The organism is Pseudomonas sp. B21-053, from assembly GCF_026016365.1.
Lineage (GTDB): Bacteria > Pseudomonadota > Gammaproteobacteria > Pseudomonadales > Pseudomonadaceae > Aquipseudomonas > Aquipseudomonas nunensis.
The window spans coordinates 1,507,980-1,528,975 of the sequence record NZ_CP087205.1 but is presented as its reverse complement, the minus strand read 5'-3'; the positions used below and the strand labels follow the sequence as shown (position 1 = coordinate 1,528,975).

The following is a 20,996-nucleotide window of genomic DNA, read 5'->3' as shown; positions in this document are numbered from 1 at the left end:
ATTGTCATCACCAGCCGCCCGACGAACCGCCGCCCCCGAAACTGCCCCCGCCGCCGCTGAAGCCCCCACCGCCTCCACCGCCGCCGCCAAACCCTCCACCGCCGAAACCGCCACTTGAACCACCGGAACCGCCTCGGCCGGTCGGCAGGATACCGAGCATCTGGCAGATGAAAATAGTCAGGATGAACAACATCACCAGAAAGATGAACACGCCGGGATGCCGCGAGACGAAATCGCTGTCCTCATCACCTCGCGGCTCATAGACAGTCGACGGTTCGTCCAGCGGACTGCCGCCCAACACCACCAGCATCGCCGCGACCCCGTCGCTGATGCCCTTGCTGAAATTGCCGGTCTTGAACGCCGGGGTGATCACCTGGTTGATGATCACCGAACTCTGGGCATCGGTCAGGCGATCTTCCAGGCCATAACCGACTTCGATCCGCAGCTTGCGCTCATCCCGAGCGACGATCAGCAGCGCGCCGTTGTTCTTGTCTTTCTGGCCGATACCCCAGGCGCGCCCGAGTTGGTAACCGAAATCGGCGATGTCGGTGCCCTGCAAGTCCGGCAGCGTCACCACCACCAATTGCTCGCCGGTCGCGGTTTCGTGGGCCTGGAGTTGCTGGCTCAACTGCTCGCGCACCGCCGGCTCGATCATCTGCGCGTTGTCCACCACCCGCCCGGTCAGCGGCGGGAACTTCAACTCGGCCTGAGCCGTGACCGCAACGACCCAGAGCAACAGCACCAGGCCCATCTTCAACACGCGCATTGGCAACCTCGTCCGTGTACCGCCATCAACACCTCCCCGGGTAGGAGCTGCCGAAGGCTGCGATCTTTTGATTTTGTTTTTTAAGATCAAGATCAAAAGATCGCAGCCTTCGGCAGCTCCTACGGGGTTAATCACATGTCCTCACGGACGTGTTTAATCCCTTTAGAACTTCACTTGCGGTGCTTTTTCGGCGTCCGGGCTGGTCGCTTCGAAGGTTTCGCGGATCGGCAAATCGCTGTACATCACGCTGTGCCACAGACGACCAGGGAAGGTGCGGATTTCGGTGTTGTACTTCTGCACGGCGAGGATGAAGTCGCGGCGGGCTACGGCGATGCGGTTTTCGGTGCCTTCAAGTTGCGATTGCAGCGCCAGGAAGTTCTGGTTGGCCTTGAGGTCCGGGTAACGTTCGGACACCACCATCAAACGGCTCAGGGCACCGGACAGTTGATCCTGGGCCTGCTGGAACTGCTTGAGTTTTTCCGGGTTATCCAGCGTGCTGGCATCGACCTGGATCGACGTCGCCTTGGCCCGGGCTTCAATTACCGCGGTCAGGGTGTCTTCTTCGTGCTTGGCGTAGCCCTTGACGGTTTCCACCAGGTTGGGGATCAGGTCGGCGCGGCGCTGGTACTGGTTCTGCACCTGGCCCCAGGCGGCCTTGGCCTGTTCATCGAGGGTCGGAATGTTGTTAATGCCGCAGCCGGCCAGCAGTGTGGTCAGCAGCATCAGGGCTGCGACTTGCAGGCTCGAGCGATAGTTGAGTCGTACATTCATGTAGTAGGTGCTCCCGTGCACATTCCGTTGAAAAACAACCTGCGGCCTTCAAACCCGGCGGATGAGGCATAATCTGCCACCACCACTGGATTGCATCGGGCCAATGGGCTAAAAGATGCCCTGCGCGAAAAAGAGTTCAGAAGTGTGCTGCATTTTCCTGAACAACGCCCGAACAACAATAGTCGCTCCCTAAATTTTGGCTGACCGGCGCGTATTCACTGCCGTTTAGGCCTTTGAGAAAACTATTCATGAAGAAGCTGTGTTTGCTGGGCCTGTTCGTCAGTCTGGCCAGTCATAACGTACTGGCCGCCACGACCCCCGCACCCCTGGAGAACAAGGACGCCTTCATCAGCAACCTGATGAAGCAAATGACCCTCGATGAAAAGATCGGCCAGTTGCGCCTGATCAGCATCGGCCCAGAAATGCCGCGTGAGCTGATCCGCAAGGAAATCGCCGCCGGCAACATCGGGGGCACGTTCAACTCGATCACCCGCCCGGAAAACCGTCCGATGCAGGACGCGGCCATGCGCAGCCGGCTGAAGATCCCGATGTTCTTCGCCTACGACGTGATCCACGGCCACCGGACCATTTTCCCGATCCCGATTGCCCTGGCCTCGAGCTGGGACATGGACGCGATCGGGCGTTCCGGGCGCATCGCCGCCAAGGAAGCCGCGGCGGACAGCCTCGACATCACCTTCGCGCCGATGGTCGATATCTCTCGCGATCCGCGTTGGGGTCGTACGTCCGAAGGTTTCGGCGAAGACACCTATCTCGTCTCGCGGATTGCCGGCGTAATGGTCAAGGCCTTCCAGGGCCAGGGCGCCAACGCGGCCGACAGCATCATGGCCAGCGTCAAGCACTTTGCCTTGTACGGCGCGATCGAGGGCGGTCGCGACTACAACGTGGTCGACATGAGCCCGGTCAAGATGTACCAGGACTACCTGCCGCCGTACCGTGCTGCGATTGATGCCGGCGCTGGCGGGGTGATGGTTGCACTGAATTCGATCAACGGCGTACCGGCCACCGCCAACACTTGGCTGATGAACGACCTGTTGCGCAAGGAATGGGGCTTCAAGGGCCTGGCAGTCAGTGACCACGGGGCGATTTTCGAGCTGATCAAGCACGGCGTCGCGGCGGATGGTCGTGAAGCGGCGAAGCTGGCGATCAAGGCCGGCATCGACATGAGCATGAACGACACCCTTTACGGCAAAGAGCTGCCGGGGCTGTTGAAGGCCGGCGAGATCGAGCAGAAAGATATCGATAACGCCGTGCGTGAAGTGCTGGCCGCCAAGTACGACATGGGCCTGTTCAAGGACCCGTACCTGCGCATCGGCAAGGCCGAGGATGACCCGGCCGACACGTATGCCGAAAGCCGCATGCACCGCCCTGAGGCCCGCGACGTTGCGCGCCGCAGCCTGGTATTGCTGAAAAACCAGAATGAAACCCTGCCGCTGAAGAAGACCGCGAAGATTGCCTTGGTCGGTCCGCTGGCCAAAGCGCCGATCGACATGATGGGTAGCTGGGCAGCCGCCGGTAAGCCGGCGCAATCGGTGACCCTGTTCGACGGCATGAACGCCGCCGTGGCCGACAAGGCGACGCTGATCTATGCGCGGGGTGCCAACATCACCAGCGACAAGAAAGTCCTCGATTACCTCAACTTCCTCAACTTCGATGCCCCTGAAGTAGTGGATGATCCGCGCTCGGCCCAAGTGCTGATCGACGAAGCGGTGAAAGCCGCCAAAGACGCGGATGTGGTGGTAGCAGCGGTGGGCGAATCCCGTGGCATGTCCCACGAATCGTCGAGCCGTACCGACCTGAACATTCCGGCCAACCAGCGCGAGCTGATCAAGGCGCTGAAAGCCACCGGCAAACCGCTGGTGTTGGTGTTGATGAACGGCCGTCCGCTGTCGATTCTCGAAGAGAAAGACCAGGCTGACGCGATTCTGGAAACCTGGTTCAGCGGCACCGAAGGTGGCAACGCCATCGCCGACGTGCTGTTCGGCGACTACAACCCGTCGGGCAAACTGCCGATCACCTTCCCGCGTTCGGTGGGTCAGATTCCGACCTACTACAACCACCTGAGCATTGGCCGGCCATTCACACCGGGCAAACCGGGCAACTACACCTCGCAGTATTTCGATGACACCACCGGGCCGCTGTTCCCGTTCGGTTTCGGCTTGAGCTACACCACGTTCAGCGTGGACGACATGGCGCTGTCGTCGACCACCCTGAACAAGACCGGCAAGCTCGACGCCAGCGTCATGCTGAAAAACACCGGCAAGCGTGACGGCGAAACCGTGGTGCAGTTGTACATCCAGGACGTGACCGGCTCGATAATCCGCCCGGTCAAGGAACTGAAGAACTTCCAGAAAGTAATGCTCAAGGCCGGCGAACAGAAAGTCGTGCACTTCACCATTACCGAAGACGACCTGAAGTTCTACAACGCCCAGCTCAAGTACGGCGCAGAACCGGGCAAGTTCAACGTGCAGATCGGTTTGGATTCCCAGGACGTGACACAGCAGAGCTTCGAATTGCTGTAATTAGCCAAACGCCACAAAACCTGTGGGAGCGAGCTTGCTCGCGAAAGCGGTCTGACATTCAACTGATGTGTTGAATGTTCAGCAGCCTTCGCGAGCAGGCTCGCTCCCACAGTTGTTTCGGGTTGCCATCAAATCTTGTGCCCGACGCCATCCCCTGTAGGAGCGAAGCTTGCTCGCGAAGAGGCCGTCACATTCAGCATCTCTGTTGACTGTCAGGCCGCTTTCGCGAGCAGGCTCGCTCCCACAGTTGTTTCGGGTAGCCATTAAATTCTGCGCCCGATGCCAATCCCCTGTGGGAGCGGGCTTGCTCGCGAAGACGGTGTGTCAGTCGACATCAATTTTGAATGACACACCGCTTTCGCGAGCAAGCCCGCTCCCACATTGGGCATTGGGTGTTAGCGATTAGCCGCGTCGATCCAGCAGGTTGACCACCAACCGATCCACCCATCCCCAAATCCTTTGCTTGACCCGTCGCCACAGCGGTCGGCGTTGCCAGGCCTCCAGGCTGACTTCCTGGCTCAGGGCAAAGTCTTTCTCGAAACTCGCCACCACTGCCGCCGTCAACTTGGGGTCCAGCGCTTCGAGGTTGGCTTCCAGGTTGAAGCGCAGGTTCCAGTGGTCGAAGTTGCACGAACCGATGCTCACCCAATCGTCCACCAGCACCATTTTCAGGTGCAGGAAACACGGCTGGTACTCGAAGATTTTCACTCCAGCCTTGAGCAATCGCGGGTAGTAGCGATGCCCGGCGTAACGCACCGAGGGGTGATCGGTGCGCGGCCCGGTCAGCAGCAGACGCACGTCAATACCGCGCGCGGCAGCTTTGCGCAACGAGCGGCGGACTTTCCAGGTCGGCAGGAAATACGGGGTGGCCAGCCAGATACGTTTCTGGCCGCTGTTCAACGCGCGGAACAGCGACTGCAGGATGTCCCGGTGCTGGCGGGCGTCAGCATAAGCGACCCGGCCCATACCTTCGCCCATGGACGGCACGCGGGGCAAACGTGGCAGGCCGAAGTGCGACGCGGGTTTCCAGGCGCGACGGTGGCGGTTGGCGATCCATTGGCGGTCGAACAGCAATTGCCAGTCGAGCACCAGCGGGCCGCTGATTTCCACCATCACTTCGTGCCAGTCGCTGGTGTCTTTGCCCGGCGTCCAGAATTCATCGGTGACACCGGTGCCACCGACCACCGCCAGACTCTGGTCCACCAACAGCAGCTTGCGATGATCACGGTAGAAGTTGCCGACCCAACGCCGCCAGCTAAGGCGATTGTAGAAACGCAGTTCCACACCCGCCGCCATCAAGCGCTGACGCAAATTCAGCGTGAACGCCAGGCTGCCATAGTCATCGAACAGGCAACGTACTCGCACACCACGTTCGGCGGCTTGCACCAGCGCCTGGACCATCGCCTCGGCGCAGGCCCCCGCTTCCACCAGATACAGCTCCAGTTCGACCTGTTCTTCAGCGCGGGCAATCGCCACCAACATGCGCGGAAAGAACTGCGGACCGTCGATCAGCAATTCGAAATGGTTGCCTTCACGCCACGGAAATACGGCACCGGCCATGTCAGCGGGCCGTGAAAATCAGCACCGCACTCACCGGCACCGACAGACTGATGGCCGACAAGCCGGCGACCTTGCGCAAACCTTCCAGCCCTGGGGCCAGGTCAAAATCTTCAGCGTTGATCACCAGCGGCTCCAGGGTCACCACTTGAAAGCGCCGGTCATCGAGACGGGTCGCCAGCAGCTCGGCGGTGTATTCGTGTTGTTTGCCGTGAAGGCTGACGGTCAGCGGCAAACGCAATTCCAGCTGCGCGCCAGGGGCCAGGTCGTTGATCGGGCGCAGGTCGATCTGTGCGGTGATCAGCGCTTCAGGGAACGTCTGGATCTCGAACAGGTCCTTGCGCATCCGCTCGTCACGCAGCGGGATGCCGCTGTTCACCGAGTCCATCTCGACTTCCACGCGCGCCAGGCCTGTCGGCTCGACCTTGCCGTGCAGCACCAGAAAGCGCTGCACTTCGGACATATTGGTGTTTTTGGTGCTGATGAACGACAGCCGCGAAGACTCGCCGTCGAGGTACCAATCGGCGTGGGCCGACAGCGTGGCGCCCGCCAGCAGCAGGAAGGCGAGGGTTTTGCAGAGGACGCGGTTGAACATAGACACTCGTGGGGCAGATAAACCTGAGCGAACCTTAACCGGGCGGAGACAGGTTGCAAACCTTGAAGATCAAAAGATCGCAGCCTTCGACAGCTCCTACAGGGGAATGGCGTGCATCCGTAGGAGCTGCCGAAGGCTGCGATCTTTCAAGGCGACAACCGGCAGCCCTGGCGCTCGCCGAGCCACTGCGCGCTATTGCTGCGCCCCATGCCGCTGACGGTCACGCGCTTGCTTGCTTCGTCATCGGTAAACCCGCTGAAGGGCAACCACTGCTTCACGTACCCACGGCAGTACCCGGCGTCGTTGTTCATCACGTAACGACACGAACAATATTCCTTGGCGGTGTAGGCGCTGATGATGTCCGGGAATGCCCACAGCGCCACCCGCTCCTGCCAGACCCAGCCGAGCAATACCACCAGCAGCAATAACAGCACGCTGCTAAAAGGACGACGGCGAACAAAACGGCTCATGGCTGCACCTTCCCGGCAAACGCCTTCAGTGCGAGCTTGAGCAATTCGTTGTGCCGGTAGCTGCCGTCGCGATCATCGCCATAACGCACGATCACCAGATTTTCACTCGGGATCACATACAGCGCCTGCCCCCAATGGCCCAGCGCCGCAAAGGTATCGGCGGGCGCATCCGGCCAAGGTTGCGCCGCGCCGTCTACCGCACGATTGAGCCACCACTGGCCACCAGGCACCGTTTCATCCTGATGGGCGCGATACCCGGCAAACGGTTCGCGATTGAACGCGACCCAGTCCTTGGGCAGCAATTGCCGATCGCCCCAACGACCGTCGCGAGCCATCAACAAGCCGACCCGCGCCAGATCCCGGGCGGTGAGGTAGGCGTAGGACGAAGCGACAAACGTGCCGGTGGCATCGGTTTCCCAGACTGCATGACGAATCCCCAAGGGTTCGAACAATGCGGTCCACGGATAGTCCGGGTAACGACTCGCGCCGACGATGTTTTTCAGTGCCGCCGCCAGCAGGTTGCTGTCGCCACTGGAATAACGAAACGCCTGGCCCGGCGCCGCATATTCATCGTGCCCGGCGGTGAACGCCGCCATGTTCGAATGGCCACGGGTGTAGAGCATGGCCACCACCGAGGATTTCAGCGGCGCGTATTCGTAGTCTTCCTGCCAGTCCAGGCCGGACGCCCAGTGCAGCAGGTCGGCCAGGGTGATCGCCGGGTGATTTTCCAGCGCCGGGTAAAACTTCACCGCCGGGTCCTGCAATGTGAACAAGCCTTCGCCATACGCCACGCCAAGCACTGCGGCCATCAGGCTTTTGCTGATGGACCACGTCAGGTGCGGGGTGTCGGCGGTGGTCGCGCCGGCGTAGCGTTCGTAGATCAGTTGGCCGTTGCGGATCACCAGCAAGGCGTCGGTGCGGATGCCGGTTCGGGTGGCGTCATCGCGGGTTGGGAAGGCGTAGGTTTCCAGGGCTTCGAGGGTCGGGCCGGTGACTTTCGGGCCTTTTGGCCATTGTTCGGCGGGCCAGTTTTCGGCGTGGGCCGTCAGGCTGAGCAGGAGCATGAAAAGCAGGGAAACGCCTTTGAACATGGTGAGGGCTCGGGGGGATGGGCCTGCTGAGACTAGTTGAGGTTGGTTACAGTTTTGGGGGTTGCGGTGTAAATGCCACCGCCTTCGCGAGCAGGCTCGCTCCCACATTTGAAATGCATTCCCCTGTGGGAGCGAGCCTGCTCGCGAAGAGGCCCGTCAGATCACCGCTAAAGCCTTGGCCAACCGCTTCCCCCGCGCCCCCGCCGCCAGATCCATCACCGCTTGATCGCGCTGCCACATCGTCGCCCACAACGGCGGCCCACCCGCCAACGCCTGATCCACCTCGGCCTTGAGCCCATCAAACTGCGCAAACAAGCCACCGAGTACCACATGCCCGGCCGCACTACTTGGCGCCTGACGACTGACCTCAGCACACCCGGCCAACAGCGCCAGCAAACGCAGTTGCAGGGTTTGCGGCCAGTCACTGTCCTGACCGACGCCATACAGCCACGCGGTCATGGCGCTCAACACATAGATGTCTTCAAGCGTGCGGAACGGTTTGACGTAGGCATCCCAACCATCCCCCGCCAGCAACTCGCAGTAGGCGTTATCGAGAAACACCCGACCATGGCTGATGTCCGGCATCAGCGCGATGGCCGGGAGTTTTTCCAGGCGCACACCCGGCTCGCCGGGATACACCACCGCCAGGCTCAGCCGTGGCTTTTCACCGGGTTCCTCACTGCGGGCGGCAATCAGCAGCCAGTCGGCAGCATCGCCAGCGGTGACGAAATCCTTGCGCCCGTTCAGCCGCAGATCCTTGAGTCGGGTCTGCATGTCTGCCGGACGCAAGCTGCGTTGTTCGGTCGCACACAGGGCGCCGAGGCTCTGCGGCGCGCTCGGCCAGAGCACGCGCAACGCCGCCTGATAACCCACCAGAAACGCCAGCCCCGGTGTCGCCATCAAGCGAGCGCCGGCCACCGCCAGTTCGAACGGCGTGACCGTGCCCAACTGATGCAACAAGGTCGCAAAGCCTTCGGCCAGGTCAACATTGGCGGGCAGGCGTTCGCGGCGATTGAGCAGGGTTTGCCAGGGCATAAGAGGCTCCTTGTGGGCTGTCATATAAGCATCACCAAAGCTTCATGGCGATGACACCGGGGCTACATAGCCTGACTTTGCACAACACGGCTGCATAAAGAAAGTCGATCGGCTGCAACCCACGACGGGTGCCCGGCCCGTACGGAGATTCACAATGACTCAGATCGCCCGCATCAGCGACACCGGCAATGAACGCCGCCTGCAAGCCGAACGCCTGATCGGCAGCGAGGCATTGCAAGAAGCCCAGGCCTTGCGCTTCAACGTGTTCAGCGGCGAATTCAACGCCAAGCTGAAAGGCGCGGAACGCGGTCTGGACATGGATGACTATGATGTTCACTGCGCCCACATCGGCGTGCGAGACTTGAACACCGGCCGTTTGGTGGCGACTACACGTTTGCTCGACCACACCGCCGCCAGCAGCCTGGGCAAGTTCTACAGCGAAGAAGAATTCAGCCTCCACGGTTTGGTTTCTCTGAAAGGCCCGATCCTGGAAATCGGTCGTACCTGCGTCGACCCGGCCTACCGCAATGGCGGCACCATCGCCGTGCTCTGGGGTGAACTGGCCGAAGTCCTCAACCAGGGCGGCTACAGCTATTTGATGGGCTGCGCGAGCATCCCGATGCAGGACGGCGGGATTCAGGCCCACGCGATCATGCAGCGTCTGCGCGAGCGTTATCTGTGCACCGAACACCTGCGGGCCGAACCGAAGAAACCGTTGCCGACCCTGGATATTCCTTCGAACGTGATCGCGGAAATGCCGCCACTGCTCAAGGCCTACATGCGCCTGGGCGCGAAGATCTGCGGCGAGCCGTGCTGGGACGAAGACTTCCAGGTCGCCGACGTGTTCATCCTGCTCAAGCGCGACGAACTCTGCCCGCGTTACGCCAAACACTTCAAGGCGGCCATGTAATGAGCCGTCTTCGGGTGTACGCGCGAATTGCGCGAGTGCTTTTTGTGGTCGCGTTGGGGTTGACCATGGCCAGCGTGTTTGGCCTGTTCGAGCGCGCGGGGATTGCCCATTCGATGGTTCGTCGTCAGCGTTGGTCGCGGTTTTTCATGGCGCGACTGAGCAACGCCCTGCCCTTTCGCGTGACGGTTCACGGTGAGCTGCCGAAGACGCCGATGCTCTGGGTCAGCAATCATGTTTCCTGGACCGACATCCCGCTGTTGGGCATGGTTACGCCGCTGTCATTCCTGTCCAAGGCCGAAGTGCGCACCTGGCCGGTGGCTGGTTGGTTGGCGGCCAAAGCGGGTAGCCTGTTTATCCGCCGGGGTTCGGGGACAGTCAGTTGATCCGCAAGCAGATGACCCGTCACCTGGAGCAACAACATCCCCTGCTGATGTTCCCGGAAGGCACCACCACCGATGGCCGTTCGCTGCGTACCTTCCACGGGCGCCTGTTGTCAGCGGCGATTGACTCCGAAGTGAAGCTGCAACCGGTGGCGATTCGTTACCTGCGTGACGGGCAAATCGATTCGCTGGCACCGTTTATTGGCGACGATGATTTGCTCTCGCACCTGATGCGGTTGTTTGCCAATGATCGGGGGGATGTGGAAATTCATCTGCTCAAGCCGATTGCGTGTGAAGGTCGCGAGCGTGCGGCGCTGGCGTTCGAAGCACAGCAGGCGGTGCAGAAGGTGTTGTTTGGGGCGATTCCTGAAGCCCACCCGATTCCGATGCGTCCCGCGATTGCCGCCTGACCCGGATCCCCTGTGGGAGCGAGCTTGCTCGCGATAGCAATCTAACAGTCACCCCTCAATGTTGACTGTCAGGGCCTCATCGCGAGCAAGCTCGCTCCCACATGGGCTCGTGCAAATTGCTGAAGCTGCGGATAGAACAACCGAAAGTCATTACTCAACGGCTCATACAACACCCGTAATTCCTGCATCGCTCCCGCCAACTCCTCAGGCTTGGTCAAGCGCCGGGAAATCCCCCGCAGCACCTGCGCCAGCACTTCGAAATCTTCGTAGGAACCCAACCAGTCATTCGCCACCATGTGCGGCGCAATCTGCGCCAGACGTTCCGGCAGTTGCGGCTCACTGGACAGCACCCGGTACACGTCCGAGGTGAACAGCGCCAGCGGCTGATCCGCGTAAAGCGTCCAGTCCCGCGCCAGGCAATGGTCGAAAAACACGTCGAGGACGATCCCGGCATAACGCCGACGGGTGACGGAAAACCGCGACAACGCGATGTCCACCAACGGATGGCGGTCGGTAAATACGTCGATGCTGCGATGCAGCTGAATGGCGGCTTCGATCTCCGGGTCGAACTGCCCTTGCAGCCGTCCCTTGACGAAATCGCCATACAGGCTGCCGAGCAATTGACCGGGGCGCTGGCCACCGAGGTGCAGATGTGCGAGATAATTCATGGGCGCAGCTTAGCACTGCGCATTCGTATCGACACCCAACGTATCGTTATAACCCGATATACCGATTTACTCGGTCGTCAGACCAAAATCATATTGGTATATCGGGATATACCGATTTAAAGTTCGCCCCATCGCGATATAGCGTTTTACTCATCACGAGCCCACACCATGACCCTTGACCTCGACGAAATAATAAAAGCCCTGGCACACCCAGTACGCCGAGACATTCTCATCTGGCTGAAAGACCCCAAGGTCCAGTTCCCGGAACAGATCCACAACCACGAGTACGGCATTTGCGCCGGGCAGATCGATCAACGCTGCGGCCTGTCGCAGTCGACCGTCTCCGCGCATTTGGCAACGTTGCAACGGGCGGGTCTGATCAGCAGCCAGAAAGCCGGTCAATGGCACTTCTTCAAACGCAACGAGGACGTGATCCAGGCAGCCCTCGACGCCATCGTCAAAGAGCTCAGCGCTCCGACAAGGAATTAATCAATGCCCCTCTCGCTACTCATTCTGGCCCTGAGCGCCTTTGCCATCGGCACCACCGAGTTCGTCATCATGGGCCTGCTGCCCGATGTGGCGGCCGACCTCGGCGTGTCGATCCCTGGCGCCGGCTGGCTGGTGACCGGTTACGCCCTGGGCGTGGCCATCGGTGCGCCGTTCATGGCGCTGGCCACCGCCCGCTTGCCGCGCAAAGCCGCGTTGGTAGCGTTGATGGGGATTTTCATCATTGGCAATCTACTGTGCGCCCTGGCCAGTGATTACAACGTACTGATGTTTGCCCGGGTGGTTACCGCCCTGTGCCACGGTGCGTTCTTCGGTATCGGTTCGGTAGTAGCGGCAGGCCTGGTGCCCGCCAACAAACGCGCTTCGGCCGTGGCCCTGATGTTCACCGGGCTGACCCTGGCCAACGTGCTCGGCGTGCCGTTGGGCACTGCGCTCGGTCAGCAATATGGCTGGCGTTCGACTTTCTGGGCAGTGACCGTCATCGGCGTGATCGCACTGATCGGCCTGATCCGCTTCCTGCCGGCCAAGCGCGATGAAGAAAAACTCGACATGCGCGCTGAACTGCGCGCCCTCAAAGGCGCCGGGATCTGGCTGTCGTTGAGCATGACCGCGTTGTTCGCCGCCTCGGTCTTCACCCTGTTCACCTATGTCGCGCCGCTGTTGGGCGAAGTCACCGGTGTCTCGCCACGCGGCGTGACCTGGACCCTGATGCTCATCGGCCTGGGCCTGACGGTCGGCAACATCATCGGCGGCAAGCTCGCGGACAAAGGCATGGCGGCCACGCTGATCGGTGTGTTCATCACCATGGCAGTGGTGTCCACCGTGCTGACCTGGACCAGCGTTGCCGTGATCCCTACCGAAATCACCCTGTTCCTCTGGGCCACCGCGTGTTTCGCCGCTGTCCCGGCCCTGCAAGTGAACGTGGTGACCTTCGGCAAAGCGGCACCCAACCTGGTGTCGACCCTGAACATCGGCGCGTTCAACGTCGGCAACGCACTCGGTGCCTGGGTCGGCGGCAGCGTCATCGCCCACGGCTTCGGCCTGACCAGCGTGCCACTCGCGGCTGCCGCACTGGCGGTACTCGCCCTGCTGGTAACCCTGATTACTTTCCGTCAGAGCGGCGATCCCGAACTGGCCCCTGCAACTACTAATTGATCTTCAAAAGAGAGCTATTTCAATGACGACTATTTTCGATCCGATCAAACTGGGCGACCTCGAGTTGGCCAACCGCATCATCATGGCTCCGCTGACCCGCTGCCGCGCCGACGAAGGCCGTGTGCCGAACGCGCTGATGGCCGAATACTACGTACAACGTGCCTCGGCCGGCCTGATCCTCAGCGAAGCCACTTCGGTCACGCCGATGGGCGTCGGCTACCCGGATACTCCAGGCATCTGGTCCAACGACCAGGTGCGTGGCTGGGCCAACGTGACCAAAGCGGTCCACGCGGCCGGCGGCAAGATCGTCCTGCAACTGTGGCACGTTGGTCGGGTTTCCCACCCGTCGTACCTGAACGGCGAAGCACCGGTTGCACCGAGCGCCATCCAGCCGAAAGGTCACGTCAGCCTGGTTCGTCCGTTGGCCGACTACCCAACCCCACGCGCCCTGGAAATCGAAGAAATCGCTGACGTCGTCGACGCTTACCGCGTCGGTGCCGAAAACGCCAAGGCTGCCGGTTTTGACGGCGTGGAAATCCACGGTGCCAACGGTTACCTGCTCGACCAGTTCCTGCAAAGCAGTACCAACCAGCGCACCGACAACTACGGCGGCTCCCTGGAAAACCGTGCACGCCTGCTGCTGGAAGTGACGGACGCCGCGATCGAAGTCTGGGGCGCCGGCCGCGTCGGTGTGCACCTGGCACCACGCGCTGACTCGCATGACATGGGCGACGACAATCTGTCCGAGACCTTCACGTATGTGGCTCGCGAACTGGGCAAACGTGGGATCGCCTTTATTTGCTCCCGCGAGAAAGAAGCTGGCGACAGCCTGGGCCCACAATTGAAAGAAGCTTTCGGCGGCCCGTACATCGCCAACGAGCGCTTCACCAAGGACAGCGCCAACGCCTGGTTGGCCGAAGGCAAGGCCGATGCGGTCGCGTTCGGCGTGCCGTTCATTGCCAACCCGGACCTGCCTGCACGCTTGAAGGCAGACGCGCCGCTTAACGAAGCGCGCCCGGAACTGTTCTACGCCAAGGGTCCGGTCGGCTATATCGACTACCCAACGCTGTAAGAATATCGCCGACATTAAAAAGCCCCGACTCGAAAGAGCCGGGGCTTTTTGGTATGCGCCGTTCATAAAATGCTCAGATTCAGGTGCATTTGCGCGTTTATTTACAGGTGTTCACACGGACGAAACAAAATCACTACAAATTACGTAGCTCGCTACCTATCAACCTGCTACTAGTCCGTATATAAAAGCACACCATGTTTCGAAGGCGAGCAAAGCAGATCCGCCGCCTCGAGCATTGACACAACCTGTTCCAATTACGCATTTTGTTTCATTTGCGCAGGCTGGGGCTCAAGCGCAGCATATCCAACCCTGTATCGACCCACCGCTCGGCTTCGACGTGCAGCTCAAAGCTGTCCGGCGCCAGCAACCACTGATACAGGATGCCGTCGATGTAAGCATGCAGGCTGATCGCCGCGCGGGCGGTGTCGAGATCTTCCGGCAACTGCCCCCGGTTCACGGCATTGGTCAGGGCCAGGGCGATTCGCACATTGCAGTCGAGGCTGACCGCCCGGCGTTGCTGGCGCAGGTCACACATTTCATCGGTGAATTCGCACTTATGAAAAAGAATCTCGTTGATGCGTCGGGTCTTCGGGTCCAGGGCAACTTGATGAAACAAATGAGTCAGCAGCTTGCGCATGCAACCCAGCGGATCGAGTTCGTGCTCGCTCTCGCTGGCCTTGGCCATTTCATCCAGTGGCTCATGCAGGCTATCAAGCATCGCCTGCACCAGGTCCGCCTTGTTGCTGAAATGCCAGTAGATAGCCCCGCGAGTGACGCCTGCCAGGGTGGCGATGTCCGACAGCGTCGTGCGCGCCACGCCCCTTTCATAAAAGGCCTTCTCTGCCGCTTCGAGTATCTGGCTACGGGTTTCTTGAGCTTCCTCTTTGGTACGACGGACCATGGCAGTACAACCTCAATCAGGATGCCTCAGCGATGTCTGAACAACCGCTGAATAAAAGTGGGGCGAACGCTCTTGGGAGTCGTCCCCGGCCTACAATTCAAACCTTCGAACGGCTTTTGTAACGGTGTGGGTACGCAGCCAAGGTATTTACAAACAACCATGAACGTAAGTATATTCCTTAGCAAGCTACTTATCCACTCAGCGCACATTTTTTAACCTTCCACATTTCTAGTGCGCATCTTGCGCGCCTGACCCGAGGATTTTCATGCAATTCAAGCCAGCTGTTACCGCTCTGGTCACCGCCGTCGCCCTCGCATCGCTGCTCAGCGGATGTAAAAAGGAAGAGGCACCTCCTGCCGCTCCCACCCCTCAGGTCGGCGTCGTAACCCTGCAACCCCAAGCCTTTACCCTGACATCCGAGCTTCCAGGCCGTACCAGCGCGTACCGCATTGCCGAAGTCCGTCCTCAGGTCAACGGCATCATTCTCAAGCGCCTGTTCAAGGAAGGCGGCGACGTCAAGGCTGGCCAGCAGCTCTATCAGATCGATCCGTCGGTCTATGAGGCCACCCTGAAAAGCGCCGAGGCCAACCTGCAACAGACCAAGTCGATCTCTGATCGCTACAAGCAACTGGTCCAGGAGCAAGCCGTCAGCCGTCAGGAATACGACACTGCCACGGCTAATCGCCTGCAATCGGAAGCATCCCTGCAATCGGCTCAGATCAACGTGCGCTACACCAAGGTCTACGCACCGATCACCGGTCGTATCGGCCGCTCTTCGGTGACCGAAGGCGCACTGGTCACCAGCGGCCAGACCGATGCGATGGCCGTGATTCAGCAGCTGGACCCGATCTACGTCGACGTGACCCAGTCTTCGGTCGAGCTGCTTGAACTGCGCCGCGAACTTGAAAGCGGTCGCCTGCAAAAGGCTGGCGACAACTCGGCCGCGGTCAAGCTGACCCTGGAAGATGGCAGCCAGTACAAGCAGGACGGCAAACTGGAGTTCTCCGAAGTCTCGGTTGACCAGACCACCGGTTCCGTCACCCTGCGCGCCGTGTTCCCCAACCCTGATCACACCCTGCTGCCTGGCATGTTCGTACACGCCCAGCTGCAATCCGGTGTGAACAGCGCAGCGATCCTGGCCCCGCAACAAGGCGTGACCCGCGACCTCAAAGGCACCCCGACCGCACTGGTCGTCGGTCCGGATAACAAGGTCGAGCTGCGTCAGCTCAAGGCCAGCCGTACCGTGGGCAGCCAATGGTTGATCGAAGACGGTCTCAAGGCAGGCGATCGCCTGATTACCGAAGGGCTGCAATTCGTCAAACCTGGCGTTGAAGTCAAGGCCACGGAAGCAACCAACGTTGGCAAGAACCCGGCCCCCGCTCAGACAGCTGACAAGGCTTACAGCGGCAAAGGGGAGTAAACCATGTCGAAATTTTTTATCGACCGTCCGATTTTCGCCTGGGTAATTGCCCTGGTGATCATGCTGGTCGGGGCTCTATCGATCCTCAAACTGCCGATCAACCAATACCCGAGCATTGCGCCTCCGGCCATTGCGATCCAGGTAACCTACCCAGGCGCGTCCGCACAAACCGTGCAGGACACCGTGGTGCAGGTCATCGAGCAACAGCTCAACGGTATCGATAACCTGCGTTATGTCTCGTCGGAAAGTAACTCCGACGGCAGCATGACCATTACCGCGACCTTCGAGCAGGGCACCAACTCCGATACCGCGCAGGTTCAGGTCCAGAACAAACTGAACCTGGCCACCCCGCTGCTGCCGCAAGAAGTGCAGCAACAGGGGATCCGCGTGACCAAGGCAGTGAAAAACTTCCTGCTGGTCATCGGCGTAGTGTCGCAAGACGGCAGCATGTCCAAGGACGACTTGTCCAACTACATCGTGTCGAACATGCAGGATCCGATCTCCCGGACCGCCGGTGTCGGTGACTTCCAGGTCTTCGGTGCCCAGTACGCAATGCGCATCTGGCTCGACCCGGCCAAGTTGAACAACTTCAACCTGACCCCGGGCGATGTCAGTGCCGCAATTTCGGCGCAGAACGTTCAAATTTCCTCCGGTCAACTCGGTGGCTTGCCGGCCATGCCTGGCCAGCAACTGAACGCCACGATCATCGGCAAGACCCGTCTGCAAACTGCCGAGCAGTTCAAGGCGATCCTGCTGAAGGTCAACAAGGATGGCTCGCAAGTGCGTGTCGGTGATGTCGCCGATGTCGGTCTGGGTGGCGAAAACTCCAGCATCGCAGCACAGTTCAACGGCAAACCGGCTTCCGGTCTGGCAGTGAAACTGGCCAACGGCGCCAACGCCCTCGATACGGCCAAGGCGCTGCGTAAAACCATCGACGATTTGAAGCCGTTCTTCCCGCAAGGGATGGAAGTGGTATTCCCGTACGACACCACTCCGGTGGTGACCGAATCGATCAAGGGTGTGGTTGAAACCCTGGTCGAAGCGATCGTGCTGGTGTTCCTGGTGATGTTCCTGTTCCTGCAAAACTTCCGCGCCACCGTCATCACCACGATGACCGTGCCAGTGGTATTGCTGGGTACGTTCGGGATCCTCGCGGCCTTCGGTTTCAGCATCAACACCCTGACCATGTTCGGTATGGTGCTGGCCATCGGATTGCTGGTGGACGATGCCATCGTCGTGGTGGAAAACGTCGAGCGGGTGATGAGCGAGGAAGGCCTGTCACCCAAGGAAGCCACCAAGAAATCCATGGGGCAGATCCAGGGCGCGCTGGTCGGTATCGCGTTGGTGCTGTCGGCGGTACTGCTGCCGATGGCGTTCTTCAGCGGTTCCACCGGTGTGATCTACAAGCAGTTCTCGATCACCATCGTCTCGGCCATGGCCCTGTCGGTACTGGTTGCCCTGATCTTCACCCCGGCGCTCTGCGCCACCATGCTCAAGGCAATTCCGAAAGGCGAGCACGGCACACCGAAACGCGGCTTCTTTGGCTGGTTCAACCGCAACTTCGACCGTGGCCTCAGAAGCTACGAGCGCGGTGTCGGCAACATGCTCAAGCACAAGATCCCGTACCTGCTGGCGTACCTGCTGATCATCGTCGGCATGATCTGGCTGTTCACCCGCATTCCAACCGCGTTCCTGCCGGAAGAAGACCAGGGCGTACTGTTCGCCCAGGTGCAAACGCCGGCCGGTTCCAGTGCCGAACGCACCCAGGTGGTGATCGACGAGATGCGTTCCTACCTGCTGGAGAAAGAATCCGGTGCGGTAGCTTCGGTGTTCACCGTGAACGGCTTCAACTTCGCCGGTCGCGGCCAAAGCTCCGGCCTGGCGTTCATCATGCTCAAGCCATGGGGCGAGCGTAACGCTGACAACAGCGTGTTTGCCCTGGCAGGCCGTGCCCAGCAGCACTTCTTCACCTTCCGCGATGCGATGGTGTTTGCCTTCGCACCGCCGGCGGTACTGGAGTTGGGTAACGCCACCGGTTTCGACGTGTTCCTGCAAGACCGCGCCGGTATCGGTCACGACAAGTTGATGGCTGCACGTAACCAGTTCCTCGGCATGGCGGCACAAAGCAAAGTGCTGTATCAGGTGCGTCCGAACGGCCTGAACGATGAACCGCAATACCAGCTGGAAATCGACGACGAGAAAGCCAGCGCCCTGGGCCTGACCCTCTCCGACATCAACAGCACGCTGTCGATCTCCTTCGGTAGTAGCTACGTGAACGACTTTATCGACCGTGGTCGGGTGAAGAAGGTTTACGTACAAGGCAAACCAGGTTCGCGGATGAGCCCGGAAGACTTGAAGAAGTGGTATGTGCGCAACAGCGCGGGCACCATGGTGCCGTTCTCCGCGTTCGCCAAGGGTGAGTGGGTCTACGGTTCGCCGAAACTGGCCCGTTACAACGGCGTAGAAGCGATGGAGATTCTCGGGGCTCCGGCGCCGGGCTACTCCACCGGTGAAGCCATGGCCGAAGTCGAAGCCATTGCCAAGAAACTGCCGGCGGGTGTGGGCATTTCGTGGACCGGTCTGTCGTACGAGGAACGCTTGTCCGGCTCCCAGGCGCCAGCGCTTTACGCCTTGTCGCTGCTGATGGTGTTCCTGTGTCTGGCGGCCTTGTATGAAAGCTGGTCGATTCCGATTGCGGTCATGCTGGTGGTGCCGCTGGGGATCATCGGTGCGCTGATGGCTACCAGCCTGCGTGGGTTGTCCAACGACGTGTACTTCCAGGTGGGCCTGTTGACAACCATCGGTCTGGCATCGAAAAACGCCATTCTGATCGTCGAGTTCGCCAAGGCGCTGCACGAGCAAGGCAAGTCCCTGCGCGAGGCCGCCATCGAGGCCTGCCGCATGCGTCTGCGACCGATCATCATGACGTCGCTGGCCTTCGTGCTCGGTGTGGTTCCGCTGGCGATCTCCACTGGCGCCGGTTCGGGTAGCCAGCATGCGATCGGTACCGGGGTAATTGGCGGTATGATCACCGCCACGATCCTGGCGATCTTCTGGGTCCCACTGTTCTTTGTCACCGTGTCGTCCATCGGCCAACGCAAAAACGCCGACCAAGATGACGCCAATGAAACTCCTAAAGAGGCTGGCCAATGAGCAAGTCGCTACTTTCCCTAGCTGTTGCCGCTTTCGTGCTCGGTGGCTGCTCGCTGATTCCTGACTATCAGCAGCCCGCGGCACCGGTGGCGAACCAGTTCCCGCAAGGTCCGGCGTATTCGCCGGCCCAGGCGCCGAGCCAGGCTGCGGCCGAACAGGGCTGGAAGCAGTTTTTCCATGACCCGGCATTGCAGCAGATGATCCAGGTCGCCCTGGAAAACAACCGCGACCTGCGTGTTGCGGCCCTGAACATCGACGCCTTTGCGGCGCAGTACCGCATCCAGCGTGCCGATCTGTACCCGGCGATTTCGGCCAATGGCACCGGCAGCCGTCAGCGTACGCCGGCGGACATGTCGCAAACCGGTCAGGCTGGCATCACCAGTTCCTACTCGGCCACTGTCGGCATCAGCGCCTATGAACTCGACCTGTTCGGTCGGGTTCGCAGTCTGAGCGAAGAAGCCCTGCAGAAATACTTCGCCACCGAAGAAGCACGCCGCAGTACCCAGATCAGCCTGGTGGCCAGTGTGGCCAACGCCTACCTGACCTGGCAGGCCGACAAGGAACTGCTGAAGCTGACCCAGGACACCCTCGGCGCGTTCGAGGAGAGCTACAAGCTCACCTCGCGCAGCAACGAAGTCGGTGTCGCTTCGGCGCTGGACCTGGCGCAGTCGCGTACCTCGGTGGAAAACGCCCGGGCGCAACTGGCCAGGTACACCCGTCAGGTCGCCCAGGATGAAAACAGCCTGGTGCTGCTGCTCGGCACTGGCGTCCCGGCCAACCTGCAAGCGGGCAAGCCTTTGTCGGACGACCTGCTGAGCGACGTACCGCCAGGCCTGCCGTCGGACTTGCTGCAACGTCGTCCGGACATCCTCCAGGCCGAATACAACCTGAAGGCGGCCAACGCCAACATCGGCGCGGCACGTGCTGCGTTCTTCCCGAGCATCAGCCTGACCGCCAATGCCGGGACCTTGAGCCCGGACTTGTCCGGTCTGTTCAAGGGTGGTTCGGGAACCTGGCTGTTCTCGCCGCAGATCAACCTGCCGATCTTCAACGCCGGCAGCCTGCGCGCCAGCCTGGATTACTCGAAAATCCAGAAAGACATCGGCGTGGCGAACTACGAGAAGTCCATTCAAACGGCCTTCCAGGAAGTCGCCGACGGCCTGGCCGCGCGCCAGACCTACACCGAGCAATTGCAAGCCCAGCGCGATTTCGTCGCCGCCAACCAGGACTACTACCGTCTGGCCGAGCGGCGCTACCGCATTGGTGTCGACAGCAACCTGACCTTCCTCGATGCCCAGCGCCAGCTGTTCAGTGCCCAACAGACACTGATCACCGACCGTCTGGCGCAACTGAACAGTGCCGTGAATCTGTACAAGGCGCTGGGTGGTGGCTGGAACGAACAAACGGCGAAGAACGAGCCGTTGAAAGAAGAAGCGCCGAAGCTGAAGTTGTTCTGATAGCGCTTTGAATACAAGAAGCCCACCGATTGGTGGGCTTTTTGTTGGCTGCGGGAAAAGGTGTATTGCCTGGTCTGGCGCATTCGCGAGCAGGCTCGCTCCCACATTAGATTTGCGCTCACCACAGTCCCCTGTGGG

General features: G+C 60.5%; 17 protein-coding genes and 1 pseudogene. 9 read left to right on the top strand and 9 right to left on the bottom strand.

Annotated elements, in window-relative coordinates; translation table 11 throughout:
- Positions 1-7: 7 nt before the first annotated feature.
- Together LOY68_RS06955 and LOY68_RS06950 are read right to left on the bottom strand one after the other, a co-directional pair.
- Positions 8-766, bottom strand: coding sequence for a TPM domain-containing protein (locus LOY68_RS06955; RefSeq protein ID WP_265043775.1), 759 nt, complete (start codon positions 764-766; stop codon positions 8-10).
- 162 nt (positions 767-928) lie between these two features.
- Positions 929-1,537, bottom strand: a complete 609-nt coding sequence (locus LOY68_RS06950) for a LemA family protein (RefSeq protein ID WP_265043774.1) — start codon at positions 1,535-1,537, stop codon at positions 929-931.
- A 248-nt stretch (positions 1,538-1,785) separates the two neighbouring features.
- Between LOY68_RS06950 and bglX the strand changes: the two genes are divergently transcribed.
- Entirely contained in the window at positions 1,786-4,077 is a 2,292-nt protein-coding gene (gene bglX, locus LOY68_RS06945) for a beta-glucosidase BglX (RefSeq protein WP_265043773.1), read from the top strand.
- 402 nt (positions 4,078-4,479) lie between these two features.
- On the opposite strand, the gene LOY68_RS06940 is transcribed toward bglX, so the two are convergent.
- From LOY68_RS06940 to LOY68_RS06920, 5 genes are all read right to left on the bottom strand, one after another.
- A complete protein-coding gene (locus tag LOY68_RS06940; RefSeq protein WP_163908881.1) occupies positions 4,480-5,637 on the bottom strand; it encodes a phospholipase D-like domain-containing protein in 1,158 nt (385 codons plus the stop codon).
- A 1-nt stretch (position 5,638) separates the two neighbouring features.
- A complete protein-coding gene (locus tag LOY68_RS06935) occupies positions 5,639-6,229 on the bottom strand; it encodes a YceI family protein (RefSeq protein WP_163908880.1) in 591 nt (196 codons plus the stop codon).
- Between the two features lie 146 nt (positions 6,230-6,375).
- Positions 6,376-6,699, bottom strand: a complete 324-nt coding sequence (locus LOY68_RS06930) for an amidase (RefSeq protein ID WP_265043772.1) — start codon at positions 6,697-6,699, stop codon at positions 6,376-6,378.
- The gene (locus tag LOY68_RS06925; protein WP_265043770.1) at positions 6,696-7,790 is read right to left on the bottom strand and encodes a serine hydrolase domain-containing protein; all 1,095 of its coding nucleotides are present in this window, start codon (positions 7,788-7,790) and stop codon (positions 6,696-6,698) included. Before LOY68_RS06925 ends, LOY68_RS06930 begins: the two co-directional genes overlap by 4 nt.
- Before the next feature lie 156 nt (positions 7,791-7,946).
- Positions 7,947-8,825, bottom strand: coding sequence for an acyl-CoA dehydrogenase family protein (locus LOY68_RS06920; RefSeq protein WP_265043768.1), 879 nt, complete (start codon positions 8,823-8,825; stop codon positions 7,947-7,949).
- A 154-nt stretch (positions 8,826-8,979) separates the two neighbouring features.
- On the opposite strand from LOY68_RS06920, the gene olsB reads away from it, so the two are divergent.
- Positions 8,980-9,735, top strand: coding sequence for an L-ornithine N(alpha)-acyltransferase (gene olsB / locus LOY68_RS06915; protein WP_054046852.1), 756 nt, complete (start codon positions 8,980-8,982; stop codon positions 9,733-9,735).
- Positions 9,735-10,525, top strand: a pseudogene (locus tag LOY68_RS06910) (lysophospholipid acyltransferase family protein). The gene olsB and the pseudogene LOY68_RS06910 overlap by 1 nt, the downstream one beginning before the upstream one ends.
- A gap of 68 nt (positions 10,526-10,593) precedes the next feature.
- Here LOY68_RS06910 and LOY68_RS06905 read toward each other — a convergent pair.
- The gene (locus LOY68_RS06905) at positions 10,594-11,193 is read right to left on the bottom strand and encodes an ACP phosphodiesterase (protein WP_265043767.1); all 600 of its coding nucleotides are present in this window, start codon (positions 11,191-11,193) and stop codon (positions 10,594-10,596) included.
- A gap of 168 nt (positions 11,194-11,361) precedes the next feature.
- Here LOY68_RS06905 and LOY68_RS06900 point away from each other — a divergent pair, with 168 nt between their 5' ends.
- Genes LOY68_RS06900 through LOY68_RS06890 form a run of 3 tightly spaced genes read left to right on the top strand, consistent with a single transcriptional unit; the run spans position 11,362 to position 13,927 of the window.
- On the top strand, positions 11,362-11,682 hold the full coding sequence (locus LOY68_RS06900) for an ArsR/SmtB family transcription factor (protein ID WP_054046859.1): 321 nt from the start codon (positions 11,362-11,364) through the stop codon (positions 11,680-11,682).
- Positions 11,683-11,685: 3 nt separating this feature from the next.
- Positions 11,686-12,855 carry an MFS transporter gene (locus LOY68_RS06895; protein WP_054046861.1) on the top strand — a complete coding sequence of 390 codons (1,170 nt, stop codon included), beginning with the start codon at positions 11,686-11,688 and terminating at the stop codon, positions 12,853-12,855.
- A 22-nt stretch (positions 12,856-12,877) separates the two neighbouring features.
- Complete coding sequence (locus LOY68_RS06890; RefSeq protein WP_054046862.1) at positions 12,878-13,927, top strand: alkene reductase; 1,050 nt, start codon at positions 12,878-12,880, stop codon at positions 13,925-13,927.
- Between the two features lie 268 nt (positions 13,928-14,195).
- Here the strand turns inward: LOY68_RS06890 and emhR are convergent, their stop codons facing one another.
- Positions 14,196-14,828 carry an efflux system transcriptional repressor EmhR gene (gene emhR, locus LOY68_RS06885; protein ID WP_054046866.1) on the bottom strand — a complete coding sequence of 211 codons (633 nt, stop codon included), beginning with the start codon at positions 14,826-14,828 and terminating at the stop codon, positions 14,196-14,198.
- Between the two features lie 265 nt (positions 14,829-15,093).
- Between emhR and emhA the strand changes: the two genes are divergently transcribed.
- The 3 genes from emhA to emhC are packed head-to-tail and all read left to right on the top strand — an operon-like array spanning position 15,094 to position 20,858.
- Positions 15,094-16,248: an efflux RND transporter periplasmic adaptor subunit EmhA gene (gene emhA, locus LOY68_RS06880; protein WP_054046869.1), complete on the top strand. Its 1,155-nt coding sequence runs from the start codon at positions 15,094-15,096 to the stop codon at positions 16,246-16,248.
- Between the two features lie 3 nt (positions 16,249-16,251).
- Positions 16,252-19,401 (top strand): efflux RND transporter permease subunit EmhB, encoded by a 3,150-nt coding sequence (gene emhB, locus LOY68_RS06875; RefSeq protein ID WP_163908872.1) that lies wholly within the window; start codon positions 16,252-16,254, stop codon positions 19,399-19,401.
- Positions 19,398-20,858: an efflux RND transporter outer membrane subunit EmhC gene (emhC, locus tag LOY68_RS06870; protein WP_265043764.1), complete on the top strand. Its 1,461-nt coding sequence runs from the start codon at positions 19,398-19,400 to the stop codon at positions 20,856-20,858. Before emhB ends, emhC begins: the two co-directional genes overlap by 4 nt.
- Positions 20,859-20,996: the final 138 nt, after the last annotated feature.